The 19,231-nt window shown below is 32.2% G+C and carries 16 protein-coding genes; 7 read left to right on the forward strand and 9 right to left on the reverse strand.

The window, feature by feature from the left end; genetic code table 11:
- Positions 1–203 precede the first annotated feature (203 nt).
- Both AC4FRF_RS11290 and AC4FRF_RS11295 read right to left on the reverse strand, forming a co-directional pair.
- Entirely contained in the window at positions 204–641 is a 438-nt protein-coding gene (locus AC4FRF_RS11290; protein WP_491159667.1) for a hypothetical protein, read from the reverse strand.
- The gene (locus AC4FRF_RS11295; protein WP_194096790.1) at positions 634–891 is read right to left on the reverse strand and encodes a DUF7660 family protein; all 258 of its coding nucleotides are present in this window, start codon (positions 889–891) and stop codon (positions 634–636) included. The genes AC4FRF_RS11290 and AC4FRF_RS11295 overlap by 8 nt, the downstream gene beginning before the upstream one ends.
- A gap of 102 nt (positions 892–993) precedes the next feature.
- Here AC4FRF_RS11295 and AC4FRF_RS11300 point away from each other — a divergent pair, with 102 nt between their 5' ends.
- Positions 994–1,482: a transposase gene (locus AC4FRF_RS11300; RefSeq protein ID WP_491159668.1), complete on the forward strand. Its 489-nt coding sequence runs from the start codon at positions 994–996 to the stop codon at positions 1,480–1,482.
- A gap of 257 nt (positions 1,483–1,739) precedes the next feature.
- On the opposite strand, the gene AC4FRF_RS11305 is transcribed toward AC4FRF_RS11300, so the two are convergent.
- Both AC4FRF_RS11305 and AC4FRF_RS11310 read right to left on the reverse strand, forming a co-directional pair.
- A complete protein-coding gene (locus AC4FRF_RS11305; protein ID WP_491159669.1) occupies positions 1,740–2,087 on the reverse strand; it encodes a hypothetical protein in 348 nt (115 codons plus the stop codon).
- A gap of 564 nt (positions 2,088–2,651) precedes the next feature.
- Positions 2,652–3,620 carry a hypothetical protein gene (locus AC4FRF_RS11310; RefSeq protein ID WP_491159670.1) on the reverse strand — a complete coding sequence of 323 codons (969 nt, stop codon included), beginning with the start codon at positions 3,618–3,620 and terminating at the stop codon, positions 2,652–2,654.
- A 133-nt stretch (positions 3,621–3,753) separates the two neighbouring features.
- Here AC4FRF_RS11310 and AC4FRF_RS11315 point away from each other — a divergent pair, with 133 nt between their 5' ends.
- Positions 3,754–4,242 (forward strand): transposase, encoded by a 489-nt coding sequence (locus tag AC4FRF_RS11315; protein ID WP_491159671.1) that lies wholly within the window; start codon positions 3,754–3,756, stop codon positions 4,240–4,242.
- Between the two features lie 224 nt (positions 4,243–4,466).
- Here the strand turns inward: AC4FRF_RS11315 and AC4FRF_RS11320 are convergent, their stop codons facing one another.
- Together AC4FRF_RS11320 and AC4FRF_RS11325 are read right to left on the reverse strand one after the other, a co-directional pair.
- Entirely contained in the window at positions 4,467–5,552 is a 1,086-nt protein-coding gene (locus AC4FRF_RS11320) for a hypothetical protein (RefSeq protein ID WP_491159672.1), read from the reverse strand.
- Between the two features lie 156 nt (positions 5,553–5,708).
- Positions 5,709–6,410: a DUF2225 domain-containing protein gene (locus AC4FRF_RS11325; protein WP_491159673.1), complete on the reverse strand. Its 702-nt coding sequence runs from the start codon at positions 6,408–6,410 to the stop codon at positions 5,709–5,711.
- A gap of 131 nt (positions 6,411–6,541) precedes the next feature.
- On the opposite strand from AC4FRF_RS11325, the gene AC4FRF_RS11330 reads away from it, so the two are divergent.
- On the forward strand, positions 6,542–8,086 hold the full coding sequence (locus AC4FRF_RS11330) for an IS1182 family transposase (RefSeq protein WP_491159674.1): 1,545 nt from the start codon (positions 6,542–6,544) through the stop codon (positions 8,084–8,086).
- Between the two features lie 233 nt (positions 8,087–8,319).
- On the opposite strand, the gene AC4FRF_RS11335 is transcribed toward AC4FRF_RS11330, so the two are convergent.
- The 3 genes from AC4FRF_RS11335 to mgrA form a co-directional block, all read right to left on the reverse strand.
- On the reverse strand, positions 8,320–9,117 hold the full coding sequence (locus tag AC4FRF_RS11335) for a hypothetical protein (protein WP_491159675.1): 798 nt from the start codon (positions 9,115–9,117) through the stop codon (positions 8,320–8,322).
- Between the two features lie 162 nt (positions 9,118–9,279).
- Positions 9,280–10,317 carry a tyrosine-type recombinase/integrase gene (locus AC4FRF_RS11340; RefSeq protein WP_491159676.1) on the reverse strand — a complete coding sequence of 346 codons (1,038 nt, stop codon included), beginning with the start codon at positions 10,315–10,317 and terminating at the stop codon, positions 9,280–9,282.
- 448 nt (positions 10,318–10,765) lie between these two features.
- The gene (gene mgrA / locus AC4FRF_RS11345; RefSeq protein ID WP_491159677.1) at positions 10,766–11,755 is read right to left on the reverse strand and encodes an L-glyceraldehyde 3-phosphate reductase; all 990 of its coding nucleotides are present in this window, start codon (positions 11,753–11,755) and stop codon (positions 10,766–10,768) included.
- 264 nt (positions 11,756–12,019) lie between these two features.
- On the opposite strand from mgrA, the gene AC4FRF_RS11350 reads away from it, so the two are divergent.
- From AC4FRF_RS11350 to AC4FRF_RS11365, 4 genes are all read left to right on the forward strand, one after another.
- Positions 12,020–12,604 (forward strand): RNA polymerase sigma factor, encoded by a 585-nt coding sequence (locus AC4FRF_RS11350; RefSeq protein ID WP_491159678.1) that lies wholly within the window; start codon positions 12,020–12,022, stop codon positions 12,602–12,604.
- A 101-nt stretch (positions 12,605–12,705) separates the two neighbouring features.
- Positions 12,706–13,869: a FecR family protein gene (locus tag AC4FRF_RS11355; RefSeq protein ID WP_491159679.1), complete on the forward strand. Its 1,164-nt coding sequence runs from the start codon at positions 12,706–12,708 to the stop codon at positions 13,867–13,869.
- 98 nt (positions 13,870–13,967) lie between these two features.
- Positions 13,968–17,330: a SusC/RagA family TonB-linked outer membrane protein gene (locus AC4FRF_RS11360; RefSeq protein ID WP_491159680.1), complete on the forward strand. Its 3,363-nt coding sequence runs from the start codon at positions 13,968–13,970 to the stop codon at positions 17,328–17,330.
- A gap of 4 nt (positions 17,331–17,334) precedes the next feature.
- Positions 17,335–18,942: a RagB/SusD family nutrient uptake outer membrane protein gene (locus AC4FRF_RS11365; protein ID WP_491159681.1), complete on the forward strand. Its 1,608-nt coding sequence runs from the start codon at positions 17,335–17,337 to the stop codon at positions 18,940–18,942.
- Positions 18,943–19,231 lie beyond the last annotated feature (289 nt).

The following is a 19,231-nucleotide window of genomic DNA, read 5'->3' on the forward strand; positions in this document are numbered from 1 at the left end:
CTTTATTTGGGTTGTAGATTATGAAAATTGGGAGGTTTTAAAGAAAAAAAGAGGTTTTTTCACAGCCTGACGTTTTGCAGCTTGGCGAAGTGGCGGATTTAGAAGCACTAACTTTCAATTTAGTACTAAACTTCATTTGAAAACCGAATGTTCAATTTAGTACTGAACCCGCCATTTTGCCAAACTGCTGTTATAGCCAGTTTTTATTTCAATTGTTTAATTGCTTCTATTTCTTCCTTGTTAATGTCAAAGTTTAATGTTGCTGTCATATAAATCGGACTGTCAATGCCAAATAAATTGTTATCAAGAAATTTATTAAAGTGCAGAACTCGAAACTCCTTTTTAAATGTCGTAATTGTCAAATTAGCCAAATCAACGATAGCAATTTTTTGATTTCTTTGTTTTGTCCAAATTGGCAATGCAATTTTTTCATTTGTTTCGTTCCAAATAATTGGTCCGCCACACCAATCGTTTAGTTTAAGTTTCTTGCCATCATAAATTAAATAACATTCTCCACCAATTGGTGCTCCCATTGCAATTTCATATAGTTCTCCAAATTCAATTTTATATTTTCCATTTGGTGATAATAGGTTCTTGTCAATATTTGAAAAGTTCCAAGGGTTCGGATATTCGTTATTCATAAATCTTTGCTCCTTTAAAAATGTCAGCAAAAGTCGACCAGTCTGGTTTGTCTGCTTTAATATCAAGTTTCATATTGTCGTAATAACCTTGAACGTCTTTTGTGTATGCACTTAACGCTTCCAAAAAGTCAGGCAAAGTTTTGTTTTCCCAATTTTCAGGATTGTCCAAAAAGTCCTTACGTAATAAGTCAAGGAACTTAATGAAAGTTTGCCTGTCGGTTACTTTAAAGTCGTTAACTGTGTCGTTCATAAAATTGGCTATAACGTCAGTCTGTGAAAAAACTTCCGTTTTTGTTTCAAACAAATATATAAAATAGTTTTATGAAAAAGCAGATTTTTCGTATTTTTAAGAATGGAACACATTTCGGGAATTTCCCGCCAACAGTTACAAATTATCAGTCTTGAAGACAAGATTAGTTTAGACAATCCCGTTCGTTTTATTGAAGCCTTTGTAGATAATATTTCACTTAAAAAGTTAGGTTTTACAGTCAAGGATGTAAAAACCGAAGGTCGTCCTAGCTACGATATCAAAGTATTCCTTAAAATCTATTTATATGGCTATTTAAACGGAATAAGAAGTTCGCGAAAGCTGGAAAAAGAATGCTTTCGTAATATTGAATTGCAATTAATAGGACTGGAAAAAGTAAACGGAGAGCACAGCCTGATTATGCTGGTGTATAACATCAAACGCAGTATTAATATCTTGGGCGTGCCTGATTTAATAGGCAAAATCAAGAGTTGGAATGCCAAATACCCAACAAATGGTTTTGTTTTTATAAAAACGACTTATTTAAAGCTAAAATTAGACTTCATTGATAGTCAAACTCCATTTGCAGCCTAAAAAAAACAGCCTTCTAAAAAGGCTATATTTGGGTTGTAGATTATGAAAAATTGGGAGGTTTTAAAGAAAAAACGAGGTTTTTTCACAGCCTGACGTTCTCGCGCTACAAGCAGTTTGGGACTAAATCAGCGTTATTTTTCGGATTTGCCACCCGAGCGGTAGCGAACAGGCGAAGCAAATCATCCCAAATACAAAACCAATTTCAAATTAAGCCAAATCCCCAAATTGCTTGTAGCGTGTGTTATATGACGTAGCAATTAGTCTAGTTCTAAATATTCTTTCCAAGACAATATAATTTCTTTTAAGTCATTTGTTGGCAAAGAAAAAAGAACATTATTATTTTTAATGAATTCTGGATGATCATAAAATTTGGTAATTTCTTTTTCCACATCCAACGTTACAAAAGAATCTGTTGAAAAGGATAAATTTAAAACGTCTCTTTTTAAAACTGAATTTAATGCTTCAATTGTATCAATTATATCATACTGAGTAATTGTGTCGACAGCAAATTGGTTTAGAATTAAATTAGGAGAAAACATCAGTTTTCCAAACTCGGTTGAATTCTCGAATTTGATACTATACTTTTTTAAAATTTCTAAATCCATTTCAATTTTTATTTAATCAAATTTCAAAGCTGTCATTTGAGGCTATGTCATATAACTAGTATATAGGTCTGATAAAAGCAGGCCTATCACTCCAATTTTAGGTAGATAGGCCTGACAGCTGTCAGACTTTATTAATTATCAAATATATTTATTTTTTCTTACAAATCATCCTGAATTGACAAGTTCATAAACAAAAAAAGATGCCGAAGCATCTATTCCTTCCTATTTCTCCAACTATCATTTCCTTTATACCCATTCTTATGCTCATAAATCTTCCCTCTCAAATAAAGCCCTAAAAACCAAGCAACAACAAAACCTAAAATCTCATACCATTCCATACTTCAAATATAGATAGTAAATAAAATTACTCTTTTATCATAAGGTCAGTTAATCCCAATTTGACAAGTAGTAATCCCGGATAAACAAGTATAAAAAAAGAGGCTCGATAGCCTCTTGAAATTCTTCTAACTCATTTATCGAAAACCCCATAGTGAAGGAATCTTAGCGGTTCCGTTCAACACGAGTTTTATTGTTGGCTCTGCGAACCCAACGAAACTCTAGCTGTTAGTGGCTGGTGTTAATTGTTTCAACTATATTTTCAAAATCTGCTCCATTATTTTGCATATGCAGAATTTCTCGATACAGTAGAATTTCATCATTTAATTCTTCTTTTTTATTGCCAACAATAATTTTATCAATTTCCCAAAAAGGATATTTAACTTCAATTTGTTCTAATTTTAAATAAATATCCATAACAATATCTTCTTTTGGAATTTCAAGAACTAAACGGGTAAATATCAAATTAAAGAATATTTTTGAGTAATCTTTTCCTTCGATTATAAAGTAGTTTTGAAATTCGCTATAATTTATTTTTTTTATAGCTTTTTGAAACATTAATTCTAAAATTTTTGTTGTTTCACTTTCATCTTCGGAATTAATATTTTCAGAAGACTGAGGCAAAGCAACAGTTGGAGGTAATGCCTTTAATCCTTCAACTTTCGATCCTTTATGGAGCATTTCGTTTATAGCCCGAAAATCACCACTTTGAACTAAAATTTTCATTAGGTCTCTTTCTAAATAATTGTCCCAATTTAATTGGATTGAATCAAAGAGTTCTGATAAAATTTTTGAGTCACTAAATTTTATTTCCGTTTTGGTTTTGTCAATATTTTCAAAAACATAATAATTTGTATATTTTACTTCTGGAATAAAAAGTCGACAGAAAAAATGAGGAATAAACAAGTATATCAAATTACTATCCTCATAACTTTTAGTTAATTCATAAATCTGTTCTTTAATTAAGTCAGGGTTGCGAAAATTATCAAAAAAAATATCTACAGATTTTTCATAGATATTTTTTAAAGTTTGATTCTCTTGATTTTCAATTTCAGAAGGTTTTATTTCAGGAGTTGGAATTTCAGGAGTTGGAATTTCAAGATTTTGAATTTCAGTACTTTGAATTTTGAAGGTTTGACTTTCAGTAGTTTGATTTTGTTTTTTATCGCCAAAAATTCTTTTAAAAAAATTCATCATTATTATGTTATTTAATTCTCCGATTTTTATTGTACTTGCCACTAAAGTCAGTCTGTGAAAAAACTTCCGTTTTTGTTTCAAACAAATATATAAAATAGTTTTATGAAAAAGCAGATTTTTCGTATTTTTAAGAATGCAACACATTTCAGGAATCTCCCGCCAACAGTTACAAATCAGCAGTCTAGAAGACAGAATTTTTCTCGATAATCCCGTTCGTTTTATTGAAGCCTTTGTTGAAAATATTTCACTTGAAAAGCTAGGTTTTACAGTCAAGGATGTAAAAACCGAAGGTCGTCCTAGTTTTGATAACAAAGTTTTTTTGAAAATTTATTTATACGGCTATTTAAACGGAATAAGAAGTTCGCGAAAGCTGGAAAAAGAATGCTTTCGTAATATTGAATTGCAATTAATAGGACTGGAAAAAGTAAACGGCGAACATAGTTTGATTATGCTGGTGTATAACATCAAACGCAGTATTAATATCTTGGGCGTTCCTGATTTGATAGCCAAAATCAAGAGTTGGAATGCCAAATACCCAACAAATGGTTTTGTTTTTATAAAAATGGCTTATTTAAAGCTAAAATCAGACTTGATTGATAGTCAAACTCAATTTGCTGCCTAAAAAAACAGCCTTCTAAAAAGGCTTTATTTGGGTTGTAGATTATGAAAATGGGGAGATTTTAAAGAAAAAACGAGGTTTTTTCACAGCCTGACGTCCTGTGGCTTTGCGACAGCTGCGGAAATTGAAACTGAGTTCGCTCGGCTGGACTGAACGAAGTTATGAAAATAAAAACGAACTTTTACAACTGAAATAGCAGTTGCGCAAAACCGCTGTTATCTGTAGTTTTAATTTTTCCACTTTGACCTATATAAATCCATTTTCCTCATTTCTTCCTCCATAAACAGGGGATTATTATTTTTTATTCTAAAATCATTTATTGCGTTTACATTTGCTACTACTCCGGATTTGAACCAAGGAAACTCGTCGGCTAATGAGTTTAGTTTGGCAAAAGCTTCTATACTATCACCATTTTTATTTAAGAATACAGCGTGTTCAAATCTGAAAACTGGGCACCAATAATATTCTTCAGCTAATTTCTCCCATGTTTCCTTATCACAATTCTCAGCATTAAGAAAGCTGGCCGCAAAAATTGATGAATCAATATAATCAACAGAAAACATGAAATGATTAAAGAAGTTAAATGTATCGCTTTGTTCTGCTTTAATTTTATTTTCGATAATTTCTGTAATTAATTTATGGGCCAATTCTTTGTCTTCATTTGAATCACCTAAATGTAAGACATTGGCATATTCGATTCTGACAATGTCTAAATCTGGACGCAATTGAAATGCACCTTTTGCATAATGTAAAGCATTTGGAATTGAGTCAAAAACACGGTAAAGTTTAGACAATGATACAATCAATCGGATATCCTGAAAATCATCCTGAGAAATGTTGTGTTTCTCAAATTTATTTGCGCTAAGTGCATTCCTGTCTTTTACGAATCGCTCAATGATTTGCCACTTTTGCAATTTATAAAAATCTGTTTGATCCCAAAGTTCAAATAAAACCGATCTCCTATCCTGAATTGTGCTAATTTGCTTCCATTCACTATACGTTGAATCAAACGCTTCGTGCTCAGAATAAATTTTCCCAGAATCATCTGTAAGATTTAGTTTAATCTTTAGTTCGGGACTTGAGTAATATCTATTTAGCGAATCATACAATTCTTCCTTAAAAGAATCGGGTGTATTGGAAACGTTCGAAATTTTGCCAAGCATTTTTTTAAATAAAGCTTGATCAGATTCAGATAATGAATTTAATTCTTCATCAGTTCTTTCAAAGTTGCTATTATCAATAGATGTTTTTTCTTCAGAATTTTTATTTTTCGGTGTTTCTGAATTACCAAAAAGTTTCTTAAATATGTTCATTGTCAAAAAATTACAGATAACGTCCCGTGGCTTTGCGAAGTTTGGGGAATGGTTAGCCCAAATGTATTATTTTAAGATAAAGTTTACAAATACAAAACCAACTTTAATTAAGCCTTAAAGCCCAAATTTCGCAAAACCACTGTTAGCAGAAGGCTTTTATATTTTATTGTTATTGTCTTTCTTCAATGCAAGTTCTTTTTGTTCTTTTGCTACTTCTTCAACCCATTCTTTTTTATTCTCGTCGGTGATAGCTATATCGTAATATTTTATAGCTTCTTCAAAGTTGCTGATTCTTCTGTTCATTTCTGCAATCAAATAATTTATATTGGCAATCACTGTTTTGTCTTCATATTCATTATTTGCAAGAGCCAAAATTAAATATTCTTTGGCTTTTAATTGCAGCTCTTTTCTTAAATCATCCTGCTTTAAACTTTCACGTAGGAGATAAGAACCATTTATATAGCAAAAAGCTATTTCTTTATTGGTTTTTTTTTGAATCTCTTTGATTCCAGCTGCAATAAGAGATTGTTCTGCTTCTCCAATTTTTTGTCCATTGAATTTCACTAAATACTCATTTATTTTATTTTTCTCTTCATTGCCTAATTTAACTTTGAAATCATCAACGTAGCCTGAAAAATGACATTTAGGGCAAGAATTTATTAACTCTTCATAATGGCTTCCAACTGCTCCTTGTTGTTGGAAATCTTTGTAAGATCCAAAAGTTGACATACTCATTGTAACGCAAAAAGTAACTTTCTTCCCATCTATTGGGCATTTTACAGTTTCATTTTCACAAGTGTGAGCGCTTACAAAGTTTTGTATTAATAAAATAACTATGATTAAAATATTCTTTTTCATATTCTGTAATTATTGACATTTCGTTTTTTCAAGCTTTCTGCTAACGTCAGTCTGTGAAAAAACTTCCGTTTGTTGTTATTCAAAAGTAGGTAAAAGAATTTATAAAAAGAAGAAAAGTTGTATATTTAAAGATGCAACACATTTCAGGAATCTCCCGCCAACAGTTACAAATCAGCAGTCTTGAAGACAAAATAGCTTCGGACAATCCCATTCGTTTTATCGAAGCCTTTGTAGATAATATTTCACTTGAAAAGCTAGGTTTTATAGCAAAAACAATAAAAAGCGAAGGTCGTCCTAGCTTCGATATCAAAGTATTCCTTAAAATCTATTTATATGGCTATTTGAACGGAATCAGAAGTTCGCGAAAACTCGAAAAAGAATGCGTTCGTAATATAGAGTTGCAATGGTTATTGTGTGGTATTGTACCGAATTACCACAGCATATCCGATTTTAGGAAGCAGAATCCATCAGGATTAAAAAAGTTGTTCAAACTCTTTGTTTCTTTCCTTAAAGATGCCGATTTGATTGCAGGAGAAACCATTGCCATCGATGGTACAAAGAGTCGTGCCCACAACAGTAAAAAAGCCAATTTCAGTCAAAAGAAAATCGACCAACATTTGGCTTATATTGAAGAAAAGACACAAGAGTATTTAAGCGAGTTAGCACAAAACGATCAAAACGATTCTAGTGTTAGTATTAACAAAATCCAAGAAAAAATAGAACGATTAAAAACCAATAAAATCCGCTACGAACTCCTGGAAGAAAAGCTAAGAGAAAGTGGCGAACCACAGATAAGTACTACTGATGAAGATGCCAGAGCTTTACTGGTACAAGGTCAGGTAGTTGAAGTAAGTTACAATATTCAAGCAGCTGTAGATGATAAGCATAATTTAGTAGTGGCTACTCACACGATCAATCGCAATGATCGCAATGCTTTGTCGGCTATAGCTATTGAGGCAAAAGAAAATTTGGAGATAGATACCTACACCGCCTTGGTAGACAAAGGTTATCATAACGGACGAGAAATTACTCAATGTAAAGCGCAAAACATCACCACCATTGTAGCCCATCAGGAACAAGGCAAGAGCAACGAAAACGGCACACAACCCGAGTATTTGGTATCAAAGTTCCATTACAACAAAGAGGACGACACTTACACCTGTCCTCAAGGCGAAATCTTGAAAACTACGGGAAGTTGGCATAAAAAAACAGGCCGAACCGAAAACAGCGGTTATCAATTTAAAAAATACCGAACCCCAGCCTGCAAGGAATGTCCGGTAAAGCATCTCTGCACCAGTAGAAAAGGCGGTAGGGAAATTGACCGCAGCCAGTATGCTGATGCAGTGGAAGAAAACAACAAGCGCTATCAGGAAAACCAACAATTATACCGCAAAAGGCAGGAGATCAACGAACACATTTTTGGTACCATTAAAAGGCAATGGGGATACAACCATACCAATTTAATAGGACTGGAAAAAGTAAACGGAGAGCACAGCCTGATAATGCTGGTGTATAATATTAAACGCAGTATTAATATTCTGGGCATTCCTGATTTGATAGCCAAAATCAAGAGTTGGAATGCCAAATACCCAACAAATGGTTTTGTTTTTATAAAAACGACTTATTTAAAGCTAAAATCAGACTTGATTGATAGTCAAACTCCATTTGCAGCCTAAAAAAAACAGCCTTCTAAAAAGGCTTTATTTGGGTTGTAGATTATGAAAATTGGGAGATTTTAAAGAAAAAACGAGGTTTTTTCACAGCCTGACGTTCCGGCGCTTGGCGAGGTTGCGAACTTCGGAACTGATTATTTTCTGTTAAAGATAAAATTTCTTGCGAAAAATGAACGTGAATTTACTACAAAATTCGCAATCTTGCCAAACGCCTGTTGTAGGCAGTTTTTTTTATTCTACATAAAATCTTGCTTTTGTATGTCGAAATGATAATTTAAATCGTAATAGTCATTTAGACTTTTTGCGATATGAGCTTTCCCAATATCAGTAAGACGCTCGTAATAATCTATCGCGTTATGGTCTTGAAGAAATTTGATATCATTTTCAGCGAATAATATTTTTCGAACATCAAAAAGTTCTCTAATATAACTATTAAAATGAATACCGTTTAGCATTTTTAGTTCAACATTTTCTTTGTTCAGTATTTTTGAAAATCTTTCTGTGATCTTATCATTTTGTAATGATTTTATAATTTCACTTCTAAGAATATACATTTTATTTTCTTTTCTGTGTTCAATAGTTTGTTTACTTATTCTTTCCACAAGAATTTCATTATAAGGGAAAATATTTAAATCAAAACAACTGATTATAGCCTTCATAGTAACTTCAAAAAAATGTCTGGCTTTTGTGTCGACAATATGAAAGCTAATGTTATTAATTTCAAAATTTAAATCAATATTTTTCCCTTTGATTCCTGATAAATATGAAGTAAAAAAACTTAGTACTTCTTCAATATATGGTTTATGACCAAAATTATTTGGTATTTTACTATCATCTATATTCCAAACTATTTCACTTTGACCATTTGTTGCCCTTGAGATTGTTAATTCAATATGGGCATAAGCATCACTGCCTGAAAAACGAGCTACTAATCCTTTACCGCTAAGAGGTTCGTAATCCCACTGCATTAATTTGTCATGTATATCGAAAAAATATCTTGCTTGATTATTTACACCTAGACGACTTATTTTCATTATATATAAATTTTAGTATAGTTTGGTAAAATTGCCTACAACTAGTTTATATACGCATAAATTGGACTAGTTATATCCTTTATTGGCATGTTATGCGCATGTTTTTGTTATTATTATTGCGCATTATATTTTTAATGCGTTATACAAAAATAGAATTATTTCTTACATATCAAAAGGATTCGTAATGTTTTTTAATGAGGTGCTACTTACATGAGTGTAAATCATGGTAGTCTTAGGGCTGCTGTGTCCTAATAAATCTTGTATGTAGCGTAAATCGGTACCCGATTCTAATAAATGGGTAGCAAAACTATGGCGTAAAGTATGTAAGCTAATTTTTTTTGAAATGCTTGCATTTTTTGCAGCTTGCTGTAATATTGATTGCGCGCTTCTACTACTGTATTGTTCATTATTTTGTCCTTCAAAAATGAAAGTTTTAGGTTTATAGACTGCGTAATATTCTTTTAATAATTCGGATACTTTAGTTGATAATAGTGTGTAGCGGTCTTTTTTACCTTTGGCATTTTTTACATGAATTAACATTCTCTGATTATCGATATCTGTTATTTTCATGTTTATTGCTTCGCTGATTCGGAGACCGGCTGAGTAAATTAGGGCTAATAATGTTTTGTGTTTTAAATTGGTTGTTACATCAATGAGCTTAAAGGTTTCTTCTTTGCTCAAAACCATAGGTAATTTTTTTGCGTTTTTAGGTCGTTGCAATTCTACAATTATCATTTTCGAATGAAGAACGATTTTAAAAAATAACTTTATAGCATTAACAATTTGATTCTGATAAGAAGAAGAAAGATTTTTTTTCAAAATATATTCATTATTATAAATAATTACATCTTGATTTGTAATATCGACTATGGATTTGTCTCGATAAAATACCAGAAAGGATTTTAGAGCTTCGCAATAGGTAGTAATGGTGCTTTCGCTATAACGTTTAGAACACATCCATTGCTTGAATTTTTCCATTTGTATTTGCGCTTCTTCCGAAGGAATGGTATGTGATAAAGGAGTTATTTTAAACCGTACTCTGTTTTCCTCAGTGTCGGGAATATGCCAAGTCATTTTTTGTTGGCTCCATCTGGCTCCATCAATTTTCTTGATGCGTGCAATCAAGTCGGCATTTTTTTCAAAATAAACGGCAATTCTATTTTCTCCCTTGTGTTGTATCGGTTTGGCTGTCCAGTTCATATCCAATTGATTTGGTGACTTAAAGATAAGAGATTTCAATTTCAATAAGAAAAAAAGATAATTTTAAAATAGAATGTATTTAAAAACCGACATTTTTTTAGTTACTCCTAAGGGAGGGATACTCCATACATACCCCATACATACTCCATACATACTCCATACATACTCCATACATACTCCATACATACTCCTGACCCGTCCTAAAATTAAATATGATAGATTTATTGATCTTGTAATTAGAAAAAAAGTACAGAATAAACTGTACTTTTTAGAGTGTAATTTAGAATATTATGCTATTTCTTTTCAGAAACAATTGCAACAGCAACAAACCCTTCAGCTAAACCTTCAATAAACGCTGTTATTTTAATGTTATAATTGTTTTTTGCCGTTTTAACTATGGCAATGCCACTACCTTGACAACTTATTTGCTGTGTATTTTATGGAGTATTTATTTTAAGATTAAGTTGATTCTGTTTAACTCTTCCGAACTGAAATTAGTGTTTTCTAAAGCTTTGATAGAATCTATTATTTGTTCTGGTTTGCTGGAACCAATGAGTACCGAAGTAATTCGTTCATCACGTAAAATCCAAGCCAATGCCATTTGGGCTAATTTTTGTCCTCTTTCTTTGGCAATGTTGTTCAGAGCAATGATTTTTTCTAGTCTTCCAGGAGTAATGTGTTCTTCTTTTAGGAATTGTCCGCTGGTGGCGACTCTCGAATCGGCAGGGATTCCGTTCAAATATTTATCAGTTAATAATCCTTGTGCCAAAGGAGAAAACGGAATACAGCCTACCTGCTCTTTTCCTAATAGATCCAAAAGTCCGTCTTCTACCCAGCGCTCAAACATCGAATATTTGGGTTGGTGAATCAGGCAAGGCGTTCCCATTTCTTTTAACAACTGAAAGGCTTTTGCAGCTTCCGCTGGACGGTAATTGGAGATGCCTACATACAAAGCTTTTCCTTGCTGAACAATTAGATTTAAAGCAGCCATAGTTTCTTCCAAAGGAGTTTCTGGGTCGGGTCTATGATGGTAAAATATATCCACATAATCCAAATCCATTCTTTTTAAACTCTGGTCTAAACTGGAAACCAAGTATTTTTTAGAACCCCAATCGCCATAAGGACCGTCCCACATGGTGTAACCTGCCTTTGATGAAATAATCATTTCGTCGCGGTAGTTTTTAAAATCCAATTGTAAAATTCTTCCCAAACATTCCTCGGCTGAACCTGGAGGCGGACCATAATTATTAGCCAAATCAAAATGGGTAATTCCATTGTCAAAAGCCGTTTTTATTAAGTTGCGGCTGTTTTCAAAATTAGTATTATAGCCGAAGTTGTGCCAAAGTCCTAATGAAAAAGCAGAGAGTTTTAATCCTGAATTTCCACATCTGCGATATTCCATGTTGTCATATCTATTTGCTGCTGGTATGTATGTCATTTTTTTGAAATTTTAGGTATAAGATTACGAAAATAGTATATTATTTATTATCATTTGGAAAGAATTTGATATTCTTAAATAGACCATAAGTAACAGAAAAGTGAGCTGAAGCAAGGCGGTGTTAATTATCGCTTTTTTAAAAGAATATTTTTTGTAGGGTTTAGTTTATTTGAATAATAAATAATTCTGTTAAAATTTTAAGATATTCAAAATTCAATTATTTATTTTTAGATTTGACCCTGTAACTCTTAAAATGTGTTTTGAATGACATTTGAAAATAAAGATATTGATGTAGATCTTGTTAAGCGCCTCCAAAGGAATGAGGAAGATGCCTTAACAATTATCTATAATAAATATTGGGAAATTATGTTTTTAGCGGCCTATAATCTTGTAAAGGATAGGTCTGTGTGTGAAGATATAGTTCAAGAAGTTTTTATTTCGTTATGGCAAAGAAGAGAAAAGTTACAGATTAAAGCTTCTTTGAAGAGTTATTTATATACCAGTACGGTTTACAAAGTCTACGACCATTTTAATAAAAATAAAAAAATGCTTCAAGAAGGTTTGTTTGAGGGTTTTGAAAATAAAATAGAAGCTTCAAATCCTGAAACCAAGTTAATGCATCAGGAATTGCTTTCGTATTTAGACTCGATTGTTGATGCTTTACCTGATAAATGTAAAGAAGTTTATAAGCTTAGCCGAGAAAATATGTTGTCTAATAAAGAAATTGCAGAGCAGTTGGGTATTTCCCAACGTACTGTTGAGGGACATATTTCTAAAGCCTTGAAAATTATAAAAGAATCCCTTGGAGTGGCCGTGAGTATTGACTTTATTTTATTTTTTTTAAGATAAAAAAATGAAATGTATAAAAAAAAGTAAAAAAAAATACAAATAGAGCAGGTGTGAATCGTTTTTTTAGAGACTTAGTATATATAAGCATTTAAAAAACGATAATGAGTTTCAATTCCAAATCATATTTTACTGAGTTAGTAGCTAAGCTTTTTGATGGTTCTATAACCAAAGAAGAGTTAGATAAACTATTGTACTTCTTTATAAACAATCAAGAAATTGAGAATTGGCCTGAACACCTGGGCTCAAAAGATGAAGTAAAAGAAAAAATGTATAAAAAAATCCGATTAGAATTGGATTTTGATAAAAATACTACAAGCAAAGTAATTCCATTATATAAAAAGCCTTTCTTTAAATACGCTATTGCTGCTTCAGTAGTGTTGTTTGTAACATTTGCAACTATTTTTCAATTTCAAGAACAGCAACAAGTGGTTGCTCCAATAACTAATGGGGTTTCTAATAAAGTTGAAATAGGTACAGATAAAGCAACTTTAACTTTAGAAGACGGAACTACTGTTGTTTTAGAAAAAGGCAAAGCCTATAATCGTAATAATGTAAAAAGTACCGGTAAAGAATTGCAGTATTCAAAATCTAACTCAAGCTCTAAAGCTATGGTTTATAATTATTTGACCATTCCAAGAGGAGGGCAGTTTGCATTAACACTTTCTGATGGTACAAAAGTTTGGTTGAATTCAGAGACCAAGTTAAAGTTCCCTGTTGATTTTGTAGAAGGAAAAACCAGAGGGGTCGAATTGGTCTATGGAGAAGCTTACTTTGATGTATCTCCAAGTACGGCTCATCAGGGAGCAGGTTTTACGGTTTACCAAAAAGACCAGGAAATTCATGTGGTAGGAACCGAATTTAATATTAAAGCATATAAAGATGATGCTAACATTTATACAACCTTGGTAGAAGGAAAAGTAGAAATGCAAGTGGATCAATTTAAACAAAACTTAGTTCCAAACGAGCGAGCTAATTTAGATTTAAAAACTAAAAAAGTAAACATAGCTAAAGTAGATGTTTATAATGAAATCTCTTGGAAAGAGGGAGTTTTTAGCTTTGATGATAAACCACTGGACGAAATCATGAAAGTGTTATCAAGATGGTATGATATAGATGTTGTTTTTGAAAAAGAATCCATCAAAAAAGAAAAGTTTAATGGGGTTTTAATCAAAGATAGAAATATTGATGAGATTTTAAGATCTATTAAAAATACAGGAATTATACATAAATATGAATTTAAAAATAAAACTTTGATACTCAAATAAAAAAAAAGAGGGGTAGTAGTTTAGATATTTTGCGGTGTCCTAGCTACTTCCCTCCTTCTACATTAATTAAACAATTGTTCAACTAACCCAACAAAATTATGAAAATTAATTCTATTAATTGTGGTTTCCAATTTGGAAATCGGCTTCTATTGATTATGATGAGAACATTTTTAATCCTTTTCTGCACAACCGTCTTTAGTTTCAATACTGAAACTACATTTTCGCAGGTAAAAATATCTATTGAACAAAATCAATTGGTATCCGTAAAAGAAGTTTTTAAAATAATTCAAAAACAAACCAATTACAGTTTCATTTACCCAAATGATTTATTTAATGATGCTCCAAAAATTCAATTAAAAAAAGGCTCTATTGAAGTATCAAAATTATTGAATCAGATTGTTGCATCAAGTCATTTGAATTTTGAGCTAACAGCTGATAAAAATATTATTATCAAAGAAATCTTGAGTACTGATGTAAAAGAAAATGCAATTCAAGAAATAAAAGTTTCAGGTACAATTACAGATGAAAACAATCAGCCTATTCCAGGAGTAAGTATTCTTCTTAAAGGGACTCAAATAGGGACACAAACTGATTTTGATGGTAATTATACCATAAAAGTACCCTCTAAAGAGAGTGTTTTGGTCATATCATTTATTGGATATGGGACCAAAGAAATAAAGATAAATAATCAATCAAATATTAATTTACAACTGCTTCCAGAAACCGCAAACCTAGAAGAAGTAGTAGTTGTAGGTTATGGAACGGTTAAGAAAAGTGATTTAACAGGTTCTGTGGTTTCTATAGGTAATAAAGATATAAATAAGGTGGGAGGTACTAGTCCTATGCAGGCTTTACAAGCTAATGCCGCAGGAGTAAATATTTCACAAAAAACGGGTTCTGTTGGAGCTGGTTTTGATATTAGTATTCGTGGGATAAATTCTTTTGCAGGTCAGCAACCGCTGTTTGTTGTAGATGGTATCGTGACAGAAAGTATTGATTTTTTAAATCCGCAAGACATTCAGCAAATTGATATTTTGAAAGACGCTTCATCAACGGCTATCTATGGTTCTCGTGGTTCTAATGGTGTTGTTATAGTTACAACTAAATCAGGAGAAAGTGCTAAAAACCGTAAACCATCCATTATTTATTCAGGTTATGTAGGTGTGAGAAAAGTGGTTAATATGCCTGATTTTTTCAATAGCTATGACGAAAGTGTTTTATGGGCAAAAGACAGACAGGTAGCTCGTGATTTAGTTCAAGGAGTGCCTATTGTGAATTCGCCAACATATGGTTTTCCAAATGTAATTGTTAATGGGGAAAATTATTGGGAAAAAAATCTTGCTGAGAAAAATGGAACCGATTGGTTAGGAGCATTTTTAAAAAATAGTACACAACAAAATCATTTTATTTCTGCTAATGGAGGTTCTGATATGGTTAGTTATGTGGTAGGTTTTGGGTATCAGGGTGATAATGGGAATGCAGTTGGGCAATCGTATAAAAAATATAATTTTAAGGCGAGTGTTGACGCTAAGGTTAATGATAAAATTTCTATTGGAACCAATATCAATTTAGCATTTTCTCAACAAGAATTGGTATCTAGACAAGGTTATACACAACAATTATTTAGAATGCCTACGTTTGCGCCTTCTTTTAATGATGATGGTAGTGTTATTCAATCTCCAATGTTAGGGATATCAAGTAATGTTAGTCCGTATACATTTGCAGATGGTAAATCGGCATGGAATGTTGAACAGTTTAACATTATTTCTAATTTTTATTTAAAATTTAATCCTATTAAAAGTTTAACTTTTAAATCTACATTTTCTCCAAATGCTAGAATCCAAAGGGATGGTGAATATAAAGACAGATTTGCAACCAGATCTATTTCTATAGCTAGATTCTGGACAAATAATAGGCTTTCTTATGTTTGGGATAATCAAGTAAATTATACTAAGGATTTTGGAGATCATAATATTTCTTATGATTTTGTTCAGTCAGCAACTTTTGATCGTATGGAAAGATCTTTTTCCTATGGTAGGGATGTTCCTTTTAATTCTTCTTTTTATAATGTTCAAAGTGCTCCACAACGTGATGCTGAAACGGGCTATAGTAAAAGCACAATTTTATCCTATACTAATCGTGTAAATTATTCTTATAAAGGGAGATATTTAGTTACCGGAACTATGAGATGGGATGGAGCTTCCAGATTGGCCGAAGGTAATAAGTGGGCTTCTTTTCCTTCTGGTGCTGTTGCTTGGAAAATGAACGAGGAATCATTTTTGAAAGATTTTTCTAAAATAGATAATTTAAAAGTTCGCTTAAGTTACGGTTATACTGGTGGGTATGGCCCAATTGGGGCTTATTCAACTCAGTCATCTTTAAACAAACAAAAATATTATGATTGGGATGGAACTACAGCTAATGGTTTTGTACCAAGTGAATTAGCAAATACTAATTTGACATGGGAACGTACAAGAGAATGGAATTTTGGAACTGATTTTGGTTTTTTTGCTAACAGGATAACAGGAGAAATTAATCTTTATGATCGATTGTCAAAAGGTACAATTTTGAGTAGAAAGTTAGCTGTACCAACTGGTTGGACATCTATGTTTGATAATGTGGCTTCAATTAGTAACAAAGGTATTGAATTGCAATTGAAAACGATAAACATCGATAATGGAGACTTTAAATGGGAAACTAACTTTATTTTTTCTTCAAATAAAAACAAAATAGTTGATTTATATGGAAAAAAAGAAGATGATATCCCTAATAGATGGTTTATTGGTCAGCCAGTAAATGTTGTTTATGCAATGGTTTTTGATGGGATATGGCAGAAAGATGAGTTGGCTCCTGAAGATCAACAAGCACTTGAAGGAACTGCTAGAGTAAAAGATTTAAATGGCGATGGTAAAATTGATATTGATCATGATATGAAAGTGTTAGGTTCTCCAAATCCAGATTGGATTGGGACTTTTTCAACTACTTTCACCTACAAAAATTGGGATCTTTCGGCTACCGTTTATACTAAACAAGGAGTTTGTCAGTTTAGTCCATTCCATAAAGAATTTACTGATTTTAATAGTAAAGTAATTTTGGATGTACCATATTATGTGAGAGAGAATCCTGTAACTCCTTCAAGAAAATCCAATACGTATCCACAAGCTTCATATATGGGACAATATTGGGGAGAAGATGCGGGATCATATGGTTACCCTGGATTTAATAAGGATGCCTCTTTTGTAAGAATTCAAAATATAACTTTAGGATATAATTTTACGCCTAAGTTATTGTCTAAAGTAGGGGTGTCAAGCATGCGAATGTATGTAAATGCATTGAACCCTTTTACATTTACTAAATATGATGGTTTTGATCCAGAATGGGCAGGAGCCGATATGTCAGGTGTTGATGCGTCAAATACAGCTTATGCTATTTATCAACTTGGTGTTAATATTAAATTTTAAGATTATGATGAAGTTAAAATCAAAAATATATACAATTCTTATAGGATTATTAATTGTAAGTTGTTCAGGGTATCTGGATGAAGAAAATTTAGGAAATACAACTGCTGAAAATTTTTATGGAACAAAAGATGGTTATGAAGGACTTGTAAATGCAACTTATGCTACTTTACGCGATGTTTATGAACCTACCCCTTATGTTTTTTGTGCAGGTACCGATTTGTTTTTTGCAGCTCATGCTGAAGTGCCTTTAGGATTAGCTTCTTATCAAACTTTAACTCCTGGAGAGGCTAATGTAGAAAAGTTGTTTAGAAGCTTGTATCAGAGTATTCAGATTTCAAATTTGGCATTGTATTATGCAGCTAAAACAGAAGATTTTCCAGAATTAGAAAGTAGAATAGCAGAGGTAAAAACTTTACGAGCTTATTATTATTTCTTGTTGGTTCAAGAATTTGGGGATGTTTCTATTGTTCAAAATTTAGTAAACGAACCCATTACACATTTTGAAAGAAAACCAGCTAGTGAGGTCTATCAATTCATTATTGACGAGTTAAATCAGGCAATAGATGTTCTACCAGTAACACAAACAAATTTTGGAAGAGTAACTAAACGTGCTGCGCAGCATATTCTGGCTAAGGTATACTTAACTAGGGGGTATGAAGCTTATGGAAAAGGAACTGCTGATTTTGAAATGGCTGCTACGTTGGCAGATGCTGCTATAAACGGACAAGCACTTAATTTACCTTTTGGAGATTTATTTAAGTATAAAAATGATAAAAATGAAGAGATTTTATGGTCTGTACAATATAATAAATCTAATTCTGGCGAAGTTTCCCATAATTGGGATTATCCTTGGGGACCATTAGTTCAAGGGTCAAATGATGGGGTTATTAAGAAAAATGCTTTACACCCAACAGAATATTTATTCACTTTGTTTGAAGATAATGATTCTCGATTTGAAGGAACTTTTTTAAATATTAAAACAGCTCCATATACTGGATATATTTTAAATCCAGCAGCATCAAGTGTTGAATTTTATTATCCACGCACAGCTGCTCAAATTGCTGATGTGCCAAATTGGAGAGCTGCAGATCCAGTTAATAGAACAAATACAATTATTTCACCAATTGGACCACATTGGTGGGATGGTTTAAATCAAGTTGATTTTCCTGCTTTAAAGAAATTTGATAGGGTTCAAACGGCTACACCTTCTGTTCAATATACACATGATATCTATATAGCTAGGTTAGGTGAAACCTATCTTATTGCAGCAGAAGCTTATTTGCAATCTAATAATCCCGGAAATGCTATTGACCGCGTTAATACAGTAAGACAAAGAGCTGGGGCTTCTGTTGTTTCTAGTGTTGATCTTGATTTTATTTTAGATGAAAGAGCACGAGAATTAGCTGGAGAAGGATTTAGATGGCTTGATTTAAAAAGAACAGGAAAATTAGTGGATTATACTAAGGTAAGAAATCCAGATATTAAAACAATTTTTGATGGAGGTACGAATCCATTTGTAGGTGTTGGTGGGCAATTAAAAATATTGCGCCCAATACCATTAGCGGTTATATCTTTGGATAGCGGGGATTATCCTCAAAATCCAGGGTATTAAATTGTTTCTTTTGGTTAGTTTGGTGTCAAAGGCAGATCTTATGATCTGCCTTTGATTTTTTAGATCCAATTATTTTTAGGTTTTAGTTAATGTATAAAAAGCTTTATTTCTATAAAGCTTTTCTAGTTGAAACTATTCATGAAAACTAAAAGGGTTGATGATTGTTTTTAAAATAGTGTAGAGCAAAATAGTTGGTACATGGTAATAGTGATTCGTAGATAATAATTTCTAATTTCACCGTAAAAGAAAACAAGTTGCTGGAATAAGTAAATTGAAATTTTAGATACAA

This window comes from Flavobacterium sp. ST-158, from assembly GCF_058309975.1.